This window comes from Ciceribacter sp. RN22 (assembly GCF_024054295.1).
GTDB lineage: Bacteria > Pseudomonadota > Alphaproteobacteria > Rhizobiales > Rhizobiaceae > Allorhizobium > Allorhizobium lividum.
In genome coordinates this window covers 1704170-1723190 of sequence record NZ_JAMXLD010000001.1, presented here as the reverse complement: position 1 = coordinate 1723190, position 19021 = coordinate 1704170, and the positions used below count along the sequence as shown (strand labels likewise).

Here is a 19021-nt window from a genome sequence, read left to right as displayed (position 1 = left end):
GTCCCGCCATTATCACGGCAAGGGAGTCGTCGCCAGAGGCCATGAGAACGAGACGGGAACACGTCGCGACGGCGGGCGCGCGTAACGGGGAGAATGGCGACCCCTGTTGGACTCGAACCAACGACAACCTGCTTAGAAGGCAGGTGCTCTATCCAGCTGAGCTAAGGGGCCTCCGTGCGTCGCCTTCTGGTCCGGCGAACGACGACGGCGGTCCTGCAAGGCCGGACGCGGTCAGTGCGTCCAGGGCTGCAGGCGGTTATAACGGAAATTGTCGGTATAGGATACGACCTGGCGCTTGGCTTCCTTGGGCAGGATCACGCGGTATTCGATACCGTTGCGCTTGGCGAAAGCTTCTGCCTGTTCGAGCGTCTCGAAGGTGATCTTGACCTGCTGGCGCGTATCGGCCGAGCTCGTATAGCCCATCATCGGCTCGACTTTGCGCGGCACTTCCTGCTCGTACTCAAGCAGCCAGAACTGCGTCTTGGCCTTGCCCGACTGCATGGCGGTCTTGGCGGGGCGATAAATCTTGGCGGTCATGTCGCAACGAGCTCCAAAGGACTGCGAAAGAAGGAAGGTCCCCTCCCCGGACGATCGCAGGACCACCGCGGTGGTCGGAGTGGAGAGATTCGAACTCCCGACCCTCTGGTCCCAAACCAGATGCGCTACCAGACTGCGCTACACTCCGTTCCAGCGATCAATGCCGAGATACACGGTTCACCCGTCAGGGGCAACAGCTAAAATCGACTTTCCGCCACCATGAACGGTCACAAAAACGCTGTCATTTCAACGACGCCCGGGCCGCATCGACATCTACGCGGCTGCCCGGGACGATGCCGAGCGTAGCAGACCGCCCGCCGTTGATCTCCAGCACGTAGCGTACGGGCCCCGCAGAGGCGATGATATCTTGCGAATAGGGCACGGTGCGCTCGGCGATCCGGCTGACGACGCCCTTCTCGTCGATGAACAGCATATCGAGCGGCAGCGGCGTGTTCTTCATCCACATCATCACCGTCCGGACCTCGCCGAAATCGAAGATCATGCCGGCGTCGGCGTCAAGCTCGGTCCTGAACATCAGGCCACGCTCGCGCTCTGCCGGCGTGCCTGCCCATTCCACCTGAAAGACATGGCGGTCGCCGCCCGGCGTTTCAATCGCCAGCGCCACCTTGCGCAGGCCGGCCTCTTCCGCCGACGCCGCGACCGGAAGCAACAAAAAAAGCGCCAGGACAGCGCTTCTCCAGATTTCACGGATCATGAGACAGTGCCTCAATGGGCTCGGGTCGCCGGACCCGGATTGTCGGGATGGATTTCGGCGGCCATCAACCCTTTGTCGCCATTACCGAAGCGCACCAGAACGCTCTGGCCGGGCCGAAGTTCCGTAAGACCATAGCGCCGAAGGGTTTCCATGTGAACGAAAATGTCCTCGGTACCCTCGCCACGCGTCAGGAAGCCGAAACCCTTGGTGCGGTTGAACCACTTCACCAGCACCCGCTCCAGCCCGCTCGTCGGCGTTACCTGCACATGGGTGCGCACCGGAGGCATCTGCGAGGGGTGGATCGCCGTGGACTGGTCCATGGAGAGGATGCGGAAGGTCTGGTAACCGCGCTCGCGCTTCTGGATCAGCGCAACGATGCGCGTGCCCTCCAGGATGGTCTGGTAGCCGTCACGTCGCAGGCAGGTCACGTGCAGCAGGACATCCTGCATGCCGTTGTCCGGAACGATGAAGCCGAACCCCTTGGCGACGTCGAACCACTTGACCACGCCGGTGATCTCGAGAAGTTCGACGGCTTCGCCGGACAGCTCTTCGAACTCGGCGAGCCCTTTCGATGAAATCCTGTCGGCCATTTCCTCACGCCCCTCGAAAACGCGTCACACCGGTTCGTTAACTGATTCTTGACTATCAGATTAACATTCGCAGGTTGGTGTCGCGCAAGTCCCTGTCTAAGATATACCCAAATCCTTTTGACGCTTCATCCTTGCTCGAAGCTGTCGTCTGTTCCATATCCGGACACGTTATTAGGAGGACATCATGCGCTATCTTCACACCATGGTACGCGTCAAAGATCTTGATGCGTCGCTCGACTTCTACTGCCGTGTCTTCGGCCTCATCGAGGTCCGGCGCATGGAGAACGAAAAGGGCCGGTTCACGCTGGTCTTCCTGGCCGCCCCGGACGACGTCGAGGCCGCGCGCGACAACAAGGCGCCCTGCCTGGAGCTCACCTATAACTGGGACACCGAGGATTACACCGGAGGTCGCAACTTCGGTCACCTGGCCTACGAGGTCGACGATATCTACGCCACCTGCCGGACGCTGATGGAAAACGGCGTGACGATCAACCGTCCGCCGCGCGACGGCCACATGGCCTTCGTGCGCTCACCGGACGGCATCTCGATCGAGATCCTGCAGAAGGGCGAGGGTCTGGCCCCGGCCGAGCCCTGGCTCTCGATGCCGAATACCGGCGCCTGGTGACGGCTTCGGCCCGCCTCGCGCAAGCTTGGCGGGCTACCTCCATGCAGAACCTGCGGCCGCGCCGACTCACTCGCTGTTCCGGTGCCGGGCCGCTGCCAACCAGTTCTGCGGGGTTTCTTCCATGGACTGCCTGCCGATATCGTCGGTGCGTCGCGGGATCGCGTTTCGCCTCGCCCTCTGCGGCGTCGCCCTGACGGCGCTGCAAGGCTGCGCGACGACCGGCGAAAAGGCGTCCATCGAGAAAGTCGCCGCACCTGCTGCGCAGACCACAGGCTCTCCCGCCAAGGCCGTGGCAGCAAGGAAGCCCGGGCCGGCAGATGCCGGCTATTCGGACCCGACAGTGGTTTCCATGGCCCCGGGCGACGCCGCCGCCGCCCGGCCTTCGTACGCGGCCTCGCCGGCGTTCGCCAACCCCGCCAACCTCGGCGATGTCGTCATGCAGCCGGCCGCGATCAATGCCGGTCGTTCCAGCATTTTCGCCCAGCAAGCGGAGCAGGTGCCGGTCGAGGCCGGCGCCTCGACGATGACGGCCGCGAGCCTCGTGCCCGCCGAAATGCCGACGCGGCGCGTAAATCCGATGACCGGCAGCCTGTTCAGTGCCCCGCAATATGCCTCCGTCGAGCCGGCCGGTCTGCCGGCTGACGAGCAGGCGACCGGATTGCCGCCCGAAGAAGCTCCCCTCGCCGATGCTGCCGGCCTGCCGACCGCATCGGAGCCCGAAGAGGAAGCCAGCACGGACCCGGCCACACCTATGGCCGAGGAAACGCCGACAGAACCTGCGAAGAAGAAGACGCTTCTGCCGATTCTCGGTCGCCTGCTCGGCAAGGCGAAGTCGTAGAGCGCGCCTCCCGCTCCCTGCAGCTCAACAGGTGGAGGGTGTGCCGCTCGTTTTGGCAGCCTTCCGTAAGGCAATACGGCCTAAAGACAGCGTAGAATCAGCCATTATGTAGTTGATATAATACGTCTTTCCTGTGCTTTCTTCGGAAGAATCCACAGCCGTCACATTTTTTGCAAAAAACAGAGAAAAGCCGCTTGCGGGATTCTGAAGCCCTGACTATAAGGGCGCCACAACGAAGCGCACGCGCCCTTCGTCTATCGGTTAGGACACCAGATTTTCATTCTGGGAAGAGGGGTTCGACTCCCCTAGGGCGTGCCACTTCCAATCTCCCGAACACCGCCAGAGTCTCCTCAGAACGCCTTCGCTGCGTCGATGATGCGCATCTGCACGCGCCGCGTTCCCTGCCAGTGCTCGGCGCTGAGCGAGCCTGCGATGTGGATCTGGCTGCCTCGCGAGGACAGCAGGAAATCGCCGAGCGGCGTTTCGGCGGCGCGGAATGCGATTCCGTCGAGCCGCGATCCGTCCTGCGCCTCGACCGTCACCTTGACATGATTGACGCCCACGAGGCGCGAATCCCGCAACCGGTGTGCAGGGATCGCGAAACAGGGCTGCGGGTGGCCCGCCCCATAGGGGCCGGCCGTCTCCAGCTGGTCGATCAGCGCGATGGTGGCGCCGGATGCACCCAGCGCTCCGTCGATCTTCAGACTGCGATTGGCGGCAAGCGTCGATACCTGGCTGCCTGTTGCCTCGTCGAAGAAGGCGCGCAGCCGGCCCAGATTGGCGCGTTCGACGGTCAGACCGGCCGCCATGGCGTGGCCCCCACCCTTGACGAGCAGGCCGGCGTCGACCGCCGCCCGTACCATCCGCCCGAGGTCGAAGCCGTTGATAGAGCGCCCTGAGCCGGTCCCCTTCCCCGAAGGATCGAAAGCGATCGCGAAGGCAGGCCGCTTGAACTTCTCCTTCAGGCGGGCGGCAAGCAGTCCGACGATGCCCGGATGCCAGTTCTCGTGGGCCGTGACGATGACGGAGGCGGTTTCGCCCGTTCCGTATTCGGCCAGCGCCTCAGCCTCCGCCTCCGCCAGCATGGCGGCCTCCATCGCCTGACGCTCGCGGTTGAGTTCGTCGAGTCGCGCGGCGATCTCACCGGCGGCGGCAGCATCATCGAGCGTCAGCAACCGGCTTCCGAGCGCCGCGTCGCCGATACGACCGCCCGCATTGATTCTGGGACCGACGAGGAAACCGAAATGATAGGGTGTCACCGGACCGCCGATGCCGGCCACGCGCAGCAGGGCGGCGAGACCGGCATTCTGCTGATGGCGGGCGGCGACCAGCCCCTTCACCACATAGGCACGGTTCAGTCCCTTGAGCGGAACGACGTCACAGACCGTCGCGAGCGCCACGAGATCGAGCCAGGCGAGCAGGTCGAGCGATCCGGCACGGCTGTTGCCCTGCTGCCTCAGCAGGCGCAACGTGGCGACCAGCACGAGGAAGACGACGCCCGCCGCGCAGAGATGCCCCTGCCCCGACAGGTCGTCCTCGCGGTTTGGATTGACCAGCGCGTGACAGGCCGGCATGGCGTGCGCCATCTGGTGGTGGTCGATGACGACGACGTCGATACCGCGCCGGCGTGCCTCCTCCAGCGCGTCGAAACTCGTCGAACCGCAATCGACGGTGACCACCAGCCGAGCACCGCGCTCGATCAACTGGCCGATCGCCGCCGGGTTCGGACCATACCCCTCGAAAATGCGGTCGGGGATGTAGATCTCCGCCTCAGCGCCGAAATGCTGAAGAAAGCGGTAGAGGAGCGCCGACGAGGCTGCACCGTCGACGTCATAGTCGCCGAAAATCGCGATACGCTCGCCCGCGGCGATCGCCCGCGCGAGCCGTGCCGCCGCCGCCTCGCAGTCGGTAAGCGAGGCCGGGTCCGGCATCAGGGAACGGATGGTCGGATCGAGAAAGGCCGGCGCGTCATCGACGCCGACACCGCGGCCAGCCAGCACGCGGGCCAGAAGCTCCGGCATTCCGTGAAGCTGGGCGATGGCGAGCGCGCGGTTCTGTCCGGCCTGATCCAGGCGCGAGACCCACCGCTGGCCGCTCACGGAACTCTCCACGCTCAAAAATGCGCGCGGCACCGGATCGACCGGTTCAATCATGCCCATTTGTCTTCCCACCCGTCATCATTCCAGGTTCGCGCCCATACGAGATCGCACGCAGCAAGCCGGAGACAGCCTCGGCCGCCCCGCCCGGAAGGCAGGAGGCGGTCACACCGTCTTCGGCCGCTCGATGCGGATCGTCTGCGGCTCGCCGACAAGATATCCCTCCGCGCGGATGGCCGAGACCGCGTTGCGGACCGCTTCCTCCATCGTCGCATGGGTCACGAGAATGATCGTCACCGGCGCACCGGGCTCGGCATCGGGCTGCGAGCGCTGCACGATCGATTCGAGCGAGATGCCGTTATCGGCCATCCGGGTCGCGATGTTCGCGAAGACGCCGATCCTGTCGGCAACGGTCAGCCGGATGAAATAGCCGCCTTCGTGGCTGCGCATCTGTGCGCGACGATAGGGTTCGAGCAGATGCGCCGGGCGACCGAGCACCGGCACCTGCTGGGCACCCGGACGGCTCTTGGCGATGTCGGTGATGTCGCCGAGCACCGCCGATGCCGTGGCGCTGCCGCCGGCACCCGGGCCGACCATCAGCAGCTCGCCGAGAATGTCGGATTCCAGCGCCACGGCATTGGTGACGCCATCGACCTGCGCGATCACCGAATCGAGCGGCACCATGGTCGGGTGAACGCGCTGCTCGATGCCGGTATCGGTTTTCTGGGCGACGCCCAGGAGCTTGATGCGGTAGCCGAGTTCGTTCGCCGCGCGGATGTCCTCGATCGAGATATTGGTGATGCCTTCGAGGTAGATGTCATCGGCGGCGATCTCGCTGCCGAAAGCGAGCGTCGTCATGATCGCGAGCTTGTGGGCGGTGTCGTTGCCCTCGATGTCGAAGCTCGGATCGGCCTCGGCATAGCCGAGCCGCTGGGCATCCTTCAGGCACTCGTCAAAGGAAAGGCCCTCCTTCTCCATCCGGCTGAGGATGTAGTTGCAGGTGCCGTTCATGATCCCGTAGACGCGGGAGAAATGGTTGCCGGTCAGCGATTCGCGCAGCGCCTTGATCACCGGAATGCCGCCGGCGACCGCCGCCTCGTAATTGAGGAGCGCGCCGTTCTTTTCCGCGATGCGCGCCAGTTCGACGCCGTAGCGCGCCAGCAGCGCTTTGTTGGCGGTCACGACATGCAGACCCCGCGCCAGCGCCGCCCTGACGGATGCCTCCGCCGCACCGTTCGCACCGCCGACCAGTTCGACATAGACGTCGATATCGGCATTGGCGGCAAGGTCGAGAGGTTCGTCGTACCAGGCGATCCCGGAAAGATCGATGCCACGATCCTTATTCCGGTTGCGGGCGGACACCGCCGCAATCTCGATCTTCCGGCCGCAGGAAATGGCAAGCTCATTGCTGCGCTGCTGAAGAATGCGAACCAGCGCGGCACCGACGGTGCCCAGACCCGCAATGCCAATCCTGAGGGCATCCGCCATAGATCAATTTCCCGAAACTTACGAATTGCATGAAAGGCGGCCGCGAACGGGCCGCCTGGACCTGATGATCGGTGACGTTATCGTCGTCGGCGGGAAAGCTCAACCTTGGCGGTGGGCGTTCAGCGAAATGACGTTGTGCATCGTCTCGTCGGCCGTCGACAGGAAGCGCTTGAGATTGCGCGCGGCCTGGCGGATGCGGTGCTCGTTCTCGACCAGCGCGATACGGACATAATCGTCACCCATCTCGCCGAAACCGATACCGGGGGCGACGGCAATGTCCGCCTTCTCAATGAGAAGCTTGGAAAATTCGAGCGAGCCGAGCGGGCGGAACTTTTCCGGGATCTTGGCCCACGCGAACATGGTCGCCGCCGGCGGCGGCACCTCGAAACCGGCCTTGCCGAAGGTCTCGACCAGAACGTCGCGGCGGCGCTTGTAGACGGAACGGACCTCGGCGATGTCGGAACCGTCGCCGTTGAGGGCGTGGGTCGCCGCCACCTGGATCGGCGTGAAGGCGCCGTAGTCGAGATAGGACTTCACGCGGGTCAGCGCCGCGATCAGCCGTTCGTTGCCGACGGCAAAGCCCATGCGCCAGCCCGGCATCGAGAAGGTCTTCGACATCGAGGTGAACTCGACCGTAATGTCCATAGCCCCCGGGACCTCGAGAACCGACGGCGGCGGGGCGTCGTCGAAGTAGATCTCAGAATAGGCAAGGTCGGAGAGCACGATCAGGTCATGCTTCTTCGCGAACGCGATCACGTCCTTGTAGAAGTCGAGCGAGGCGACGTGCGCCGTCGGGTTCGACGGATAGTTGATGATGAGCGCGAGCGGCTTCGGGATCGAATGGCGCACGGCCCGCTCGAGCGGCGGGAAGAAGGTCTCGTCCGGCTCCACCGACATCGAACGGATGACACCGCCGGCCATCAGGAAGCCGAAAGCGTGGATCGGATAGGTCGGGTTCGGGCAGAGAATGACGTCGCCCGGCGCCGTGATCGCCTGCGCCATGTTGGCGAAACCTTCCTTGGAACCCAGCGTCGCGACGACCTGGGTTTCCGGATTGAGCTTCACACCGAAGCGGCGGGCATAATACGCGGCCTGGGCGCGGCGCAGGCCCGGAATGCCCTTGGAAGACGAATAGCGGTGGGTGCGCGGGTCCTGGACCACTTCGCAGAGCTTGTCGACGATGGCTTTCGGGGTCGGCAGGTCGGGGTTACCCATGCCAAGGTCGATAATGTCGGCGCCACCGGCTCGCGCGCTAGCTTTCAAACGGTTGACCTGTTCGAAAACATAGGGCGGCAGGCGCCGAACTTTATGAAACTCTTCCATCTCAAACCCCGTGGGATCGCGCGGCAGCATCCGCGTCAAGCGGGTTCGTTTGTTGCTCCTGACATGTTCCGCAACGAACCCGAAACCGGAACAGACTTTGTTATGATGCAATGGCGAAACGCTGCGGCAAATCTATGTCCGTCGAAAAGCGACGGACGGGCCGAAGCGAGCGGTCGCACCTTGTTTGCTTTGCTTCCAAAACAGCACAAAGGCAAGCGCTATTTGGCCAGCGCTGCCTGTACGTCGACGCCGTGCTCGGCGGCGAGCTTGCGCAGCTCCGCCACGCGTTGCTGGTATTCCGCCTCGGAGATCGTGCCTGCCTTGCGGGCGGAGGCGAGCGCAGACAGTTTCGCCTGCAGGGCCACCGCCTCCTCGTCGCTCATCTGAACGCTCGCGGCCGTCAGTGGTTGCGAGAAATCCGGGTAACCGTCCGGAGACGTGCCGAGCGCCGGCGTCTGCGGGGCGCGAGCGTCGTCGGTGACGGTCACGTCGAGCACGGAGGAACGCGGCTCGGCCGCGGCCGTCTTCCCGCCCGTCGACGAGCATCCCGTGGCGAGACCGAGTGCTGAGGCCAGTACCAGACTGGAGCCAAGACGCCACGTTTTCATCGCCCACATCGCTGCAATCATACCTATATATCCCATACCGGCCGCACGCTGCATCCGGCGGTTGATCCCTACTCCCGAATACGTCAGGAGTGGCTTTCGTATTGCTGGAACTTGTAGTCGTTTTCGGGCAGGATAGGCAAACACAAAAGAGGACTCGCAGGAGCGCTCTCGGGAGGAACAGCTTGAGCAGAGACACCGACGACGGTACTACATCCGGTGCCACGGCCCAAGGCTTCGATCCGAAGCTGATTGAACCCTACATCGTCAAGGATCCCGAAGCGTTGGCGCTCAACGTCGCCCGTGCGCTCGAAAACCTCGGCAAGGCCGCTTCGACGTGGCTTGCGCCGCGCGAGCGGGGCGAAATCGTCGACCCCGTATCGCAGCCGCTCACGGAACTCGTCAAGACGATGTCGAAGGTCGCCGAGTACTGGATGTCGGACCCGAAGCGGACGCTGGAAGCGCAGAGCTATCTGCTTGCCGGCATGTTCGGCGCCTGGACGCGGACGGCGCAGAGGCTGGCCGGAGGAGAAACCGCGGAGCCTTCGCCACAACTTCCGAACGACAAGCGATTCTCCGACGAGGACTGGCAGCGCAATCCGTTCTTCGACTTCCTGCGCCAGGTCTATTTCATCGGCAGCGAGTGGGCGGAGCGCATGGTGAGCGATGCCGAGGGGCTCGACGAGCACACCCGGCACAAGGCGGCCTTCTACGTCCGGCAGATCACGGCTGCCCTTTCGCCCGCCAATTTCGTCGTCACCAATCCGCAGGTCTACCGCGAAACAGTCGCCAGCCACGGCGACAACCTCGTTCGCGGCATGAAGATGCTCGCCGAGGATATCGCCGCCGGCGGCGGCGACCTGCGGCTACGCCACACCGACTACAGCAAGTTTACCGTCGGCGAGAACATGGCCGTCACACCCGGCAAGGTGATCGCCCAGAACGATATCTGCGAAATCCTGCAATACGAGGCGGCGACCGACACGGTCCTCAAGCGGCCGCTCTTGATCGTGCCGCCGTGGATCAACAAGTTCTATATCCTCGACCTCAACCCGCAAAAGTCCTTCATCAAGTGGTGCGTGGACCAGGGGCATACCGTCTTCGTCATCTCGTGGGTCAATCCCGACGAGCGACATGCTACGAAGGACTGGGAAGCCTATATCCGCGAGGGCATCGATTTTGCGCTCGGGACCGTCGAGAAGGCGACCGGCGAGAGCAAGGTCAACGCAATCGGCTACTGCGTCGGCGGCACACTGCTTTCGGCGGCGCTCGCCCTGCACGCCAAGGAGCGCAACAAACGCATCGCGAGCGCGACGCTCTTCACCACCCAGGTCGACTTCACCCATGCGGGCGATCTCAAGGTGTTCGTCGACGAGGAACAGCTCGACGCCATGGAAGAGCGCATGCGGGCGAGCGGCTATCTCGATGGCTCGAAGATGGCATCCGCCTTCAACATGCTGAGGGCTTCCGAGCTCATCTGGCCCTATTTCGTGAACAATTACCTGAAGGGCGAGGAGCCGATGCCCTTCGATCTGCTGTTCTGGAATTCGGACTCGACCCGGATGGCGGCAGCCAACCATTCGTTTTACCTACGCAACTGCTATCTCGACAATGCTCTGAGCAAGGGCCGGATGAAGATCGCCGGCAAGACGCTGTCGCTGAAGGACGTGAAGATCCCGATCTACAATCTCGCGACCCGCGAGGACCATATCGCACCGGCAAAATCGGTCTTCGTCGGCAGCGACCTGTTCGGCGGGCCGGTCACCTTTGTCCTCAGCGGTTCCGGCCACATCGCGGGCGTCGTCAACCCGCCCGGAAAGCAGAAATACCAGTACTGGACCGACGGCGAGCCGACCGGCGCCTTCGAGGACTGGCTGGAAAAGGCCGAGGAGACGCCGGGCTCCTGGTGGCCGCACTGGCAAACTTGGATCGAGTCGCTCGACGGCAAGCGGGTCCCTGCCCGCAAGGTCGGCGGCGGCGCGCTGAATGCGATCGCCGACGCCCCCGGAACCTACGTCCTCGAACGGGCGTGACGTCGGACAATGAGGTTCGATCCGCCTCTCGTCCCCGCCACACTCATCCGGCGTTACAAGCGCTTCCTGTTCGACGCGCGGCTTGAGGACGGCACCGGGATCACCGGCTTCTGCCCGAACACAGGCTCGATGTTGGGACTTACGGACGCAGGTTCGCGCATCTGGCTCTCCGATCATGCCGGCTCGGCACGCAAGCACCGCTACGCCTTCGAACTGATCGAGGCTGACGATACCGTCGTCGGCGTCCACGCCGCGCTTGCCAACCGCCTCGGAGAAGAAGCGATCCGGATGGGCCTCGTTGACGACCTCTCGGGCTACGAGACGGTGCGGCGCGAACAGCGCTATGGCCGGAACTCCCGCATCGACTTCCTTCTTTCCTCAACCGGACGGCCGGACGCCTATGTCGAGGTAAAGAACGTGCATTTCATTCGCGAAAGGCGGCTTGCCGAATTTCCGGACACCGTGACGGCGCGCGGCGCCAGACATCTCGAAGAACTCACGGCAATGGTGGATGCCGGCCATCGCGCCGTCATGCTCTATCTCATCCAGCGCGAGGACTGCGACCGCTTCCGCCTTTCGGGCGATCTCGACCCCGCCTATGCCCGCGCCTTTGCCGAGGCAAAACGGCGCGGCGTCGAGGCCTATGCCGTCAAATGCCGGGTGAGTGCTGCGGAAATCGCGCCGATTCAACTCATCGCAATGGACGAAACCGCCCCTGCTGCATTATGTACGGTCTGATAATCGGAATGCATCCAACCTGAAAGCGGATGAATGGTAAATTACATCGATGCGGCAACGGCTCCGCTCAAGAACACGGGAGCGATCCGGCTTTACGGTCCCGAGGCCTTCGACGGCATGCGCAAGGCGTCGCAACTGACGGCGCGCTGCCTTGACGAACTCGCCTCCATGGTCAAGCCCGGAGTGACAACGGAGGCGATTGACCGCTTCGTCTTCGAGTTCGGCATGGACAACGGTGCGCTCCCGGCGACGCTCAACTATCGCGGCTACACGAAATCCAGCTGCACCTCGATCAATCATGTCGTCTGCCACGGCATTCCCAACGACAAGCCGTTGCGCGAGGGCGATATCGTCAACATCGACGTGACCTATGTTCTCGACGGCTGGCATGGCGATTCGAGCCGCATGTATCCGGTCGGCGAGATCAAGCGGGCCGCGGAGCGCCTGCTCGAAGTCACCTATGAATGCCTGATGCGCGGGATTGCAGCCGTGCGTCCCGGCGCCCGCACCGGTGCCATTGGCGAGGCAATCCAGACCTACGCGGAAGCCGAACGCTGTTCGGTCGTGCGCGACTTCTGCGGCCACGGCATCGGCAGGCTGTTCCACGATTCCCCGAACATCCTGCACTACGGCCGGGCCGACGAGGGACCTGAGCTGCGCGAAGGGATGATCTTCACCATCGAGCCGATGATCAATCTCGGCCGCCCGCACGTGAAGGTACTCTCGGACGGCTGGACGGCGGTCACCCGCGACCGTTCACTGACCGCGCAATACGAGCACGCCGTCGGCGTGACGGCGACGGGCTGTGAAATCTTCACGCTTTCGCCCGCCGGTCTCGACCGTCCCGGACTGCCGCCGCTTCGAGGCTGACGATGGGCAAGCCTCCGTCCCTTTTCCCGGCTGACGATGAAGACGACGATATCGTCGCGCCGGACCGGGAAGAGGCGGAGGAGTATGCTGCCCCCGTCGACGAACGAAGCTTCTTCGCCGAACAGCCGGCGAAACCTCGGCCACTTCAGAAATCGTCCGCGGCGGCTCAGGAAGAGGCGCACTATATCGGCCATCGCGACAGGCTGAGGACGCGTTTCCGGGAAAGCGGCGAGGCGGCGCTCGCGGACTACGAACTCCTCGAACTTCTGCTTTTCCGACTCATTCCGCGCCGCGATACCAAGCCGATCGCCAAGGCGTTGATCGGCCGCTTCGGCACGCTCGCAGGTGTGCTCGGCGCACCTCCTGCCCTGCTGCAGGAGGTGAAAGGGATCGGTGAGACGGTGGCACTCGACCTGAAGCTCATCGCGACCACGGCCCAGCGGATGCTGAAGAGCGAACTCAAGGAGCGGCACGTGCTGTCCTCCTGGTCGTCGGTGATCGACTATTGCCACGCGGCGATGGCCTACGAGACCACCGAGCAATTCCGCATCCTCTTCCTCGACAAGCGCAACGCGCTGATCGCCGATGAGGTGCAGGGGCGCGGCACGATCGACCACACACCCGTCTATCCCCGCGAGGTGGTGAAACGCGCGCTCGAACTCTCCGCGACGGCGATCATCCTCGTCCACAACCATCCGTCCGGCGACCCGACGCCGTCACGGGCCGATATCGACATGACGCGGACCATCATCGATACCGCAAAGCCGCTCGGCATCACCGTGCATGACCACATCATCATCGGCCGGCAGGGTCACGCGAGCTTCCGGGGCCTCCGGCTGATCTGAGGGCGACGCCGCCCCTTCTCCTACAAGCGCCCGTCGGCGGCCGGCAGGACGATCCTGAACTCGGCGCCACCGTCCTTCGAGCGCCCGGCGGTGATGGTGCCCCCGAAATCCTCGATGATCGTGAAGCTGATCCAGAGCCCGAGCCCGGTGCCCTCGCCAACCGCCTTGGTCGTGAAGAAGGGTTCGAAGATCTTGCCCATGTCCTCCTCGGCGATCCCGGGGCCGTTGTCCGCCACGGTGATCTCGATCGCCTGATCCAGTCTCCGCGCAGTGAGATGCACGCGCGGGCCCTCTCGCCCCTCGACGGCATGGAGCGCATTGTCTATCAGGTTGACGATCACCTGGTGCAGTTGCCCCTCGTGGCACTCGATGACGAGATCCGGATCGCTGTCGATGACGATTTCAGCCTGCGAATTCTTCGCCCTGGCGGCAAGGTGGGCGGAATTGCGCAGGAGCCGGCCGACGTCGACCGCCTGCCGCTCACCGGCCTTGCTGAAGGAGAGCCGCCGCAGGTTCTTGACGATGTCGCTCACCCGGTTCGCGCCTTCGAGCGTCCCTTCGAGCAGCGAACCGACATCGGCGGTGATCGCATCGATCTTCAGGTCCTTGCGCAGCTCGGCGAGCCGTTCCGGCGCTTCGCCGCGATGAATGGCGTCGAGGTAGAAGATCAGGTTCTTGCGGTACCGGTCGAGCGTATAGATGTTGCCGTAGACGAAGCTGATCGGATTGTTCAGCTCGTGAGCAACGCCCGCGACGAGGCGGCCGAGGCTTGCCATCTTCTCCTGTTCGATCAGCCGGCGCTGCGCCTGCTGCAGGTTCATGTGGGCGCGATGCAGCGCCTCGTAGGCCTGCTTGAGCTCGCTGATCGGACGCCCGGTGAGGACGGCGCCGATGCGGCGGCGACCGGCGTCGAACAGCGCGGCACAACGGATCGCGAGGCACTCCTCGTGCCCGTCGGCGGCGATCAGATGCAGATCACCCTCCATGACGTTGCCCTGATGGCCGGCGGCGATCAGCCTTTCCGCCTGCGGCCTGTCACGTTCGGCGAGATAGCCGAAGATCCGGCTTCCGAGCACAGCCTTTTCCTCGAGGCCGGTCAACTTCAGAAAGGCGGGATTGACCTTCTTGATGCGGCCGTCGGCACTGCAGGCGATCAGGACATCGGACACAGAGGCGATGACGCTCGAAATGAAGGTCTGCGCTTCCTCGAGTTCGGCATTCTTGCGCTCGAGGTCGGCCTCGTTGCGCAGGAGCTCGGAATAGACCTCGTCCATGCGGCGGATGACGTCCACCCACATGGCCTCGCTCGCGCGATCGAGCTCCATCGCGCCCTGAGCGGAGACCGTTCCGTTTTGATGTCCGAGCATTGCCTCAGTCGGCGTCATCGTCATCCTGGCCACGTCGCAGATCGTATCGTTCGAGTTTGCTTCTCAAACCGACCCGCGACAAGCCCAATTCGTCGGCCGTGCGGCTGATATTGCCCTGGTTGCGCTCGAGGCTCGCCTGGATCGCCGCCCTCTCGACCTCCGCGACGATGTCCTTCAACTGCTGCGCCGAGCAGTGGCTCGCACCGTTCGGTTTCGAGGCGAGCGTGCCCAGGATCTCCGGCGACAGCAGCGAGGGTTCCAGCGGTGCATTCTCGTCGGACAGCACCACCATCCGCTGGATCTCGTTGTGCAGCTCCCGAACGTTGCCCGGCCAGTGATAGGCGTTCATGAGATCGAGCGTGCGCGGGTGGAAGCCCGGAACCTGGCGGTTGAAGGACTGGTTGATCTGCATCAGCATCCGCGCGGCGATCACCGGAATGTCTTCGGCGCGCTCCTTCAGCGCCGGCATGTGGATCGGGAAGGCAGCCAGACGATAATAGAGGTCGCGGCGGAAGCGTCCGACGGCGACCTCGGCAAGAAGGTCGCGGTTGGTCGCGGCGATCACCCGAACATTGACCTTGCGCGGCCGCTGCGCGCCGAGCGGGCGGATTTCCCCCTCCTGCAGCACGCGCAGGAGCTTGACCTGGAAGGCGGGCGACGTCTCTCCAACCTCGTCCAGGAAGATCGTGCCGTTGTCGGCGAGTTCGAAGAGACCGACGCGATCCTGGTAGGCACCCGTATAGGCGCCCTTCTTGCAGCCGAAGAGCTCGCTTTCGAGCAGGTCATCCGGCAACGCACCACAGTTCTCGACGACGAAGGACTGGTCCGAACGCGCCGATTCCCGATGGATGGCGCGTGCGAGCAGTTCCTTCCCCGTGCCTGAGGCGCCGGTGATCAGCACCGAGATGTCGTACTGCGCCGCCTGACGGGCGAGCCGGATCGAATGCACGAGCGGGCTTTCCGGCGTATGGACGATCCGGTCGAAGCCGAAACTCTTCTGGGCGTTCCGGCGCTTGTCGGTGACGACCTTCTCCAGACGGTCGCTCACCGGCTTCACCTCGACATTCACCTCGCCGGCCGCATGCTGCAGCCGCCAGAGGCTGGCGCTCTCACGCAGGCAGGTGAGCAATTCGTCCGGGTTCCACGGCTTGGTGATGTAGCGATAGATGCCGGCCTTGTTGACGCCGTCGATGATGTCTTCCGAGGCTGTGTAGCCGGAGATGATGATGCGGATCGTGTCCGGCCAGAGTTCGCGGGCGCGGCGCAGGAATGAAACCCCGGATTCGCCCGGCATCCGCTGGTCGCAGAGGATGATCTGCACCAGTTCGCCGTTGAGGACGGCCTCCGCCTCCTCGGCGTTGCGGGCACAGATGACCTCGAACTCATCGCTCAGGATGCGCTGGATCGCCTCAAGCGAGCGTACCTCGTCGTCGACGACCAGAACGGTCGTGTGGGTATTGATCAAGGCCTGCACCCTGCGTCCCCCTGTCTGTCGCCGTTGCCGGCGCGGTGAACGGCCAGCGTCGCCGGCGTTCTCGACTTCGCTATCTTATGGATAAAATTGAACCGCGCCACATGATAGCTCCGATCGAAGCCGTAGAAATTGCGCCGCATGCGGGCAAGCTCTTCGGTCCGGTAGGCCGAGAGCGGCTTTTTCTCCTCGTCCACAGCGAGCCTTGCTTCGATACCCGGATAGACGGCGAGGCACAGAACCCTCGACGAGACATCCGCTGGGATCGCCCGTTTCAGGAACGGCGCGACGATCACGTCCGGGGCAAAAAGGTCCACCATCTCCCGCGTCAGGTCGTCGTGGATGTCAAGTTCGACAGAGACGACGCGTCCCTCCTCCCGAAGCTCTACATGAAGACGATGCAACAATAAATTGAAACTCTGACACAACAAACGGGTGCGCATGGTCGGTCAGCAGATGCGCGGCAGTTGCTCACCGGACAGCCAGTCGACGATCCGGCCGCCACCGAAGGAGGTCTCCATCTGTACGAAGCAGTGCTCGTCGGCAACCGCGTGGCCGATGATCGCCGCGTCGCGGCCGAGCGGGTGGTTTCGCATCGCCGCGAGGATCGCCTCCGCTCCTTCGGGTGCGACGACCGCCACCAGCTTGCCCTCGTTGGCGACGTTCAGCGGATCGAGCCCGAGGAATTCGCAGGCCGCGGCCACCTCCGGCCGCATCGGAATGCCGTCCTCATCAATCCGGAAACCAACCTTCGACTGGTTGGCGATCTCGTTCAGCGTCGCCGCCAGACCTCCGCGGGTCGGGTCGCGCATCAACCGGAGATGCGCCCCGCCGGCCCCGACCATGGCGGCGGTCAACCCGTGCAGCGCCGCCGTATCGGAGATGATGTCGACCTCGAATTCGAGGTTTTCGCGCTTCGACATCACTGCCACGCCGTGTTCGCCGATCGAGCCCGAGACGATCACCGCATCCCCCGGCCGGGCCGCGTCCGACCGCAGGTCGAGTCCAGACGGTACGACACCGACACCGCCGGTCGAGATGAAGACGCCGTCCGCCTTGCCGCGCTCGACGACCTTGGTGTCACCGGTGATGATCGGCACGCCGGCCTCGCGCGAGGCTTCTCCCATGGTCTCTGCGATCCGCGCCAGGTCGGCGAGCGGAAAGCCTTCCTCGATGATGAAGCTCGCCGAAAGATAGAGTGGCACAGCACCGGCCATGGCGACATCGTTGATGGTGCCATGGACGGCCAGCGAGCCGATATTGCCTCCGGGGAAGAAGAGCGGCGAGACGACATAGCCGTCCGTGGTCATCACCATCCGCCCACCGGGCACCGCGAAAGCCGACTGGTCGTTGCCGGCGCGCAGCCAGTCATTGTCGAAGGCCTTGTGAAATATCCCCTCGATCAACTGCCCCATCGCCCGGCCGCCGGCGCCGTGGGAAAGATCGACGAGGCCGTTGCGAATGTCGAGTTTGCGCTTGTAGGCTTTCAGCACCATGTTCACGCGACCGCCCTCCCCGCATTCGCTTCCTTCGCCTTTTCCCGAAAGCGACCATAGGTCCAGTGAGCGGCGCACGCGCCTTCAGACGAGACCATGCAGGAACCCATCGGCGTGTCGGGCGTGCAGACGGTGCCGAAGAGCTTGCAGTCGGCGGGACGCTTGACGCCGCGCAGGATCGCGCCGCATTCGCAGGCCGGGTTGTCCTTCGCGTCCGGCGTGGCCATCTGGAAGCGTTTTTCGGCGTCATATTTCGCATATTGCGGCCGGAGCGCCAGCGCGCTCAGCGGCAACTCACCAAGCCCGCGCCATTCGAAGCTGTCACGCAGTTCGAAATACTTGCTCACTTCGGCCTGCGCCTTCTCGTTGCCGCCGGTCGTGACGGCGCGGATATACTGGTTCTCCACCTCGTGGCGGCCGTCATTCACCTGGTCGACCAGCATCAGGATCGCCTGGATCACATCAAGCGGCTCGAAGCCCGCCACCACGATCGGCTTGCCGAACTCATCGGCGAAACGGCGGTAGGGTTCGGTACCGATCACGGTCGAGACGTGGGCCGGGCCGATGAAACCCTCGATCCTGACTGCGTCAGAGAGGCCGACCTGCGGGCTCTCCAGGATTTTCTGGATCGCCGAAGGCGTCAGCACGTGATTGCAGAAGATCGAAAAGTTCTCAATCTTCTTTTCGATCGCGAAGCGCAGCGCGAGCGCGGTCGGCGGCGTCGTGGTTTCGAAGCCGATGGCGAAGAACACGACCTCGCGGTCGGTCTCTTCCTCGGCGATCCGTATCGCATCGAGCGTCGAATAGACCATTCGGATATCGGCGCCGGCTGCCTTGGCTTTCAGGAGGCTCGACCCGTTCGAGCCGGGTACCCGCATCAGGTCGCCATAGGTGCAGAGCGTGATCTCGGGGCGCATGGCAAGCGCGATCGCCGCGTCCACGCGGCCGATCGGCAGAACGCAGACGGGACAGCCGGGCCCGTGGATCATCCGGACATTTGCGGGCAGCAGGTCCTCGAGGCCGTAGCGCGAGATCGCATGGGTGTGACCGCCGCAGAATTCCATGAAATGATAGGTCCGATCCGGCCGAGCGCGCGTGGCGATCTGCCGGGCAATGTCCTTGGCCAATCTGCCGTCACGGTATTCGTCGATGTATTTCATGCCGCCGCCCCCTCTGCCGCCTGCCGGAGCAGTTCCAGCGTCCGTACCGCCTCCTCCGGCTCGATCTTCGCGAGCGCGTAGCCGACATGCAAAACGAGATAGTCTCCGGGCTTCACGTCATCGACGAGGGCGATCGAAATGACCTTAGAGACGCCGTCCAACGTCACCTTGGCCATCTCGCCGGGAAGCACCTCCTTCACCTGAACGGGTATAGCAAGACACAT

At 63.8% G+C, this 19021-nt stretch carries 19 protein-coding genes and 3 tRNA genes; 7 read left to right on the top strand and 15 right to left on the bottom strand.

Features of this window, described 5'->3' with window-relative positions; translation table 11 throughout:
• Positions 1 to 94 precede the first annotated feature (94 nt).
• The 5 genes from NHF53_RS08555 to NHF53_RS08535 all read right to left on the bottom strand — a co-directional run bounded on the left by NHF53_RS08555 (position 95) and on the right by NHF53_RS08535 (position 1842).
• Positions 95 to 171: transfer RNA gene (locus NHF53_RS08555), tRNA-Arg, on the bottom strand.
• Between the two features lie 60 nt (positions 172 to 231).
• Positions 232 to 537: an ETC complex I subunit gene (locus tag NHF53_RS08550; protein WP_112689792.1), complete on the bottom strand. Its 306-nt coding sequence runs from the start codon at positions 535 to 537 to the stop codon at positions 232 to 234.
• A gap of 71 nt (positions 538 to 608) precedes the next feature.
• Positions 609 to 685: transfer RNA gene (locus NHF53_RS08545), tRNA-Pro, on the bottom strand.
• A gap of 93 nt (positions 686 to 778) precedes the next feature.
• Positions 779 to 1252, bottom strand: coding sequence for a DUF192 domain-containing protein (locus NHF53_RS08540; protein ID WP_252833829.1), 474 nt, complete (start codon positions 1250 to 1252; stop codon positions 779 to 781).
• An 11-nt stretch (positions 1253 to 1263) separates the two neighbouring features.
• Entirely contained in the window at positions 1264 to 1842 is a 579-nt protein-coding gene (locus NHF53_RS08535) for a cold-shock protein (protein ID WP_114363121.1), read from the bottom strand.
• A gap of 184 nt (positions 1843 to 2026) precedes the next feature.
• Between NHF53_RS08535 and gloA the strand changes: the two genes are divergently transcribed.
• The 3 genes from gloA to NHF53_RS08520 all read left to right on the top strand — a co-directional run bounded on the left by gloA (position 2027) and on the right by NHF53_RS08520 (position 3623).
• A complete protein-coding gene (gene gloA, locus NHF53_RS08530; protein WP_252833828.1) occupies positions 2027 to 2467 on the top strand; it encodes a lactoylglutathione lyase in 441 nt (146 codons plus the stop codon).
• Between the two features lie 121 nt (positions 2468 to 2588).
• The gene (locus NHF53_RS08525; RefSeq protein WP_114363119.1) at positions 2589 to 3305 is read left to right on the top strand and encodes a hypothetical protein; all 717 of its coding nucleotides are present in this window, start codon (positions 2589 to 2591) and stop codon (positions 3303 to 3305) included.
• Positions 3306 to 3548: 243 nt separating this feature from the next.
• Positions 3549 to 3623: transfer RNA gene (locus NHF53_RS08520), tRNA-Glu, on the top strand.
• Positions 3624 to 3655: 32 nt separating this feature from the next.
• On the opposite strand, the gene recJ is transcribed toward NHF53_RS08520, so the two are convergent.
• From recJ to NHF53_RS08500, 4 genes are all read right to left on the bottom strand, one after another.
• The gene (gene recJ, locus NHF53_RS08515) at positions 3656 to 5458 is read right to left on the bottom strand and encodes a single-stranded-DNA-specific exonuclease RecJ (protein ID WP_252834942.1); all 1803 of its coding nucleotides are present in this window, start codon (positions 5456 to 5458) and stop codon (positions 3656 to 3658) included.
• 108 nt (positions 5459 to 5566) lie between these two features.
• Entirely contained in the window at positions 5567 to 6889 is a 1323-nt protein-coding gene (locus NHF53_RS08510) for a homoserine dehydrogenase (RefSeq protein ID WP_114363118.1), read from the bottom strand.
• Between the two features lie 99 nt (positions 6890 to 6988).
• A complete protein-coding gene (locus NHF53_RS08505) occupies positions 6989 to 8212 on the bottom strand; it encodes an LL-diaminopimelate aminotransferase (protein ID WP_114363298.1) in 1224 nt (407 codons plus the stop codon).
• A gap of 218 nt (positions 8213 to 8430) precedes the next feature.
• Complete coding sequence (locus NHF53_RS08500; protein ID WP_114363117.1) at positions 8431 to 8841, bottom strand: SHOCT domain-containing protein; 411 nt, start codon at positions 8839 to 8841, stop codon at positions 8431 to 8433.
• A 161-nt stretch (positions 8842 to 9002) separates the two neighbouring features.
• Here NHF53_RS08500 and NHF53_RS08495 point away from each other — a divergent pair, with 161 nt between their 5' ends.
• Genes NHF53_RS08495 through radC form a run of 4 tightly spaced genes read left to right on the top strand, consistent with a single transcriptional unit; the run spans position 9003 to position 13303 of the window.
• On the top strand, positions 9003 to 10850 hold the full coding sequence (locus NHF53_RS08495; RefSeq protein ID WP_252833827.1) for an alpha/beta hydrolase: 1848 nt from the start codon (positions 9003 to 9005) through the stop codon (positions 10848 to 10850).
• Between the two features lie 9 nt (positions 10851 to 10859).
• The gene (gene sfsA, locus NHF53_RS08490; RefSeq protein WP_252833826.1) at positions 10860 to 11588 is read left to right on the top strand and encodes a DNA/RNA nuclease SfsA; all 729 of its coding nucleotides are present in this window, start codon (positions 10860 to 10862) and stop codon (positions 11586 to 11588) included.
• Positions 11589 to 11621: 33 nt separating this feature from the next.
• Positions 11622 to 12458, top strand: coding sequence for a type I methionyl aminopeptidase (gene map, locus NHF53_RS08485; RefSeq protein WP_252833825.1), 837 nt, complete (start codon positions 11622 to 11624; stop codon positions 12456 to 12458).
• 50 nt (positions 12459 to 12508) lie between these two features.
• A complete protein-coding gene (radC, locus tag NHF53_RS08480; protein ID WP_374591169.1) occupies positions 12509 to 13303 on the top strand; it encodes a DNA repair protein RadC in 795 nt (264 codons plus the stop codon).
• Between the two features lie 20 nt (positions 13304 to 13323).
• On the opposite strand, the gene NHF53_RS08475 is transcribed toward radC, so the two are convergent.
• Genes NHF53_RS08475 through NHF53_RS08450 form a run of 6 tightly spaced genes read right to left on the bottom strand, consistent with a single transcriptional unit; the run spans position 13324 to position 19021 of the window.
• On the bottom strand, positions 13324 to 14670 hold the full coding sequence (locus tag NHF53_RS08475) for an ATP-binding protein (protein ID WP_252833823.1): 1347 nt from the start codon (positions 14668 to 14670) through the stop codon (positions 13324 to 13326).
• Between the two features lie 4 nt (positions 14671 to 14674).
• Positions 14675 to 16132 (bottom strand): sigma-54 dependent transcriptional regulator, encoded by a 1458-nt coding sequence (locus NHF53_RS08470; RefSeq protein WP_252834941.1) that lies wholly within the window; start codon positions 16130 to 16132, stop codon positions 14675 to 14677.
• The gene (locus NHF53_RS08465; RefSeq protein ID WP_252833822.1) at positions 16132 to 16584 is read right to left on the bottom strand and encodes a hypothetical protein; all 453 of its coding nucleotides are present in this window, start codon (positions 16582 to 16584) and stop codon (positions 16132 to 16134) included. Before NHF53_RS08465 ends, NHF53_RS08470 begins: the two co-directional genes overlap by 1 nt.
• 6 nt (positions 16585 to 16590) lie before the next feature.
• Complete coding sequence (hypE, locus tag NHF53_RS08460; protein WP_308218639.1) at positions 16591 to 17643, bottom strand: hydrogenase expression/formation protein HypE; 1053 nt, start codon at positions 17641 to 17643, stop codon at positions 16591 to 16593.
• Positions 17640 to 18797, bottom strand: coding sequence for a hydrogenase formation protein HypD (gene hypD, locus NHF53_RS08455; protein ID WP_252833821.1), 1158 nt, complete (start codon positions 18795 to 18797; stop codon positions 17640 to 17642). Before hypD ends, hypE begins: the two co-directional genes overlap by 4 nt.
• Positions 18794 to 19021, bottom strand: a complete 228-nt coding sequence (locus tag NHF53_RS08450; RefSeq protein WP_252833820.1) for a HypC/HybG/HupF family hydrogenase formation chaperone — start codon at positions 19019 to 19021, stop codon at positions 18794 to 18796. Before NHF53_RS08450 ends, hypD begins: the two co-directional genes overlap by 4 nt.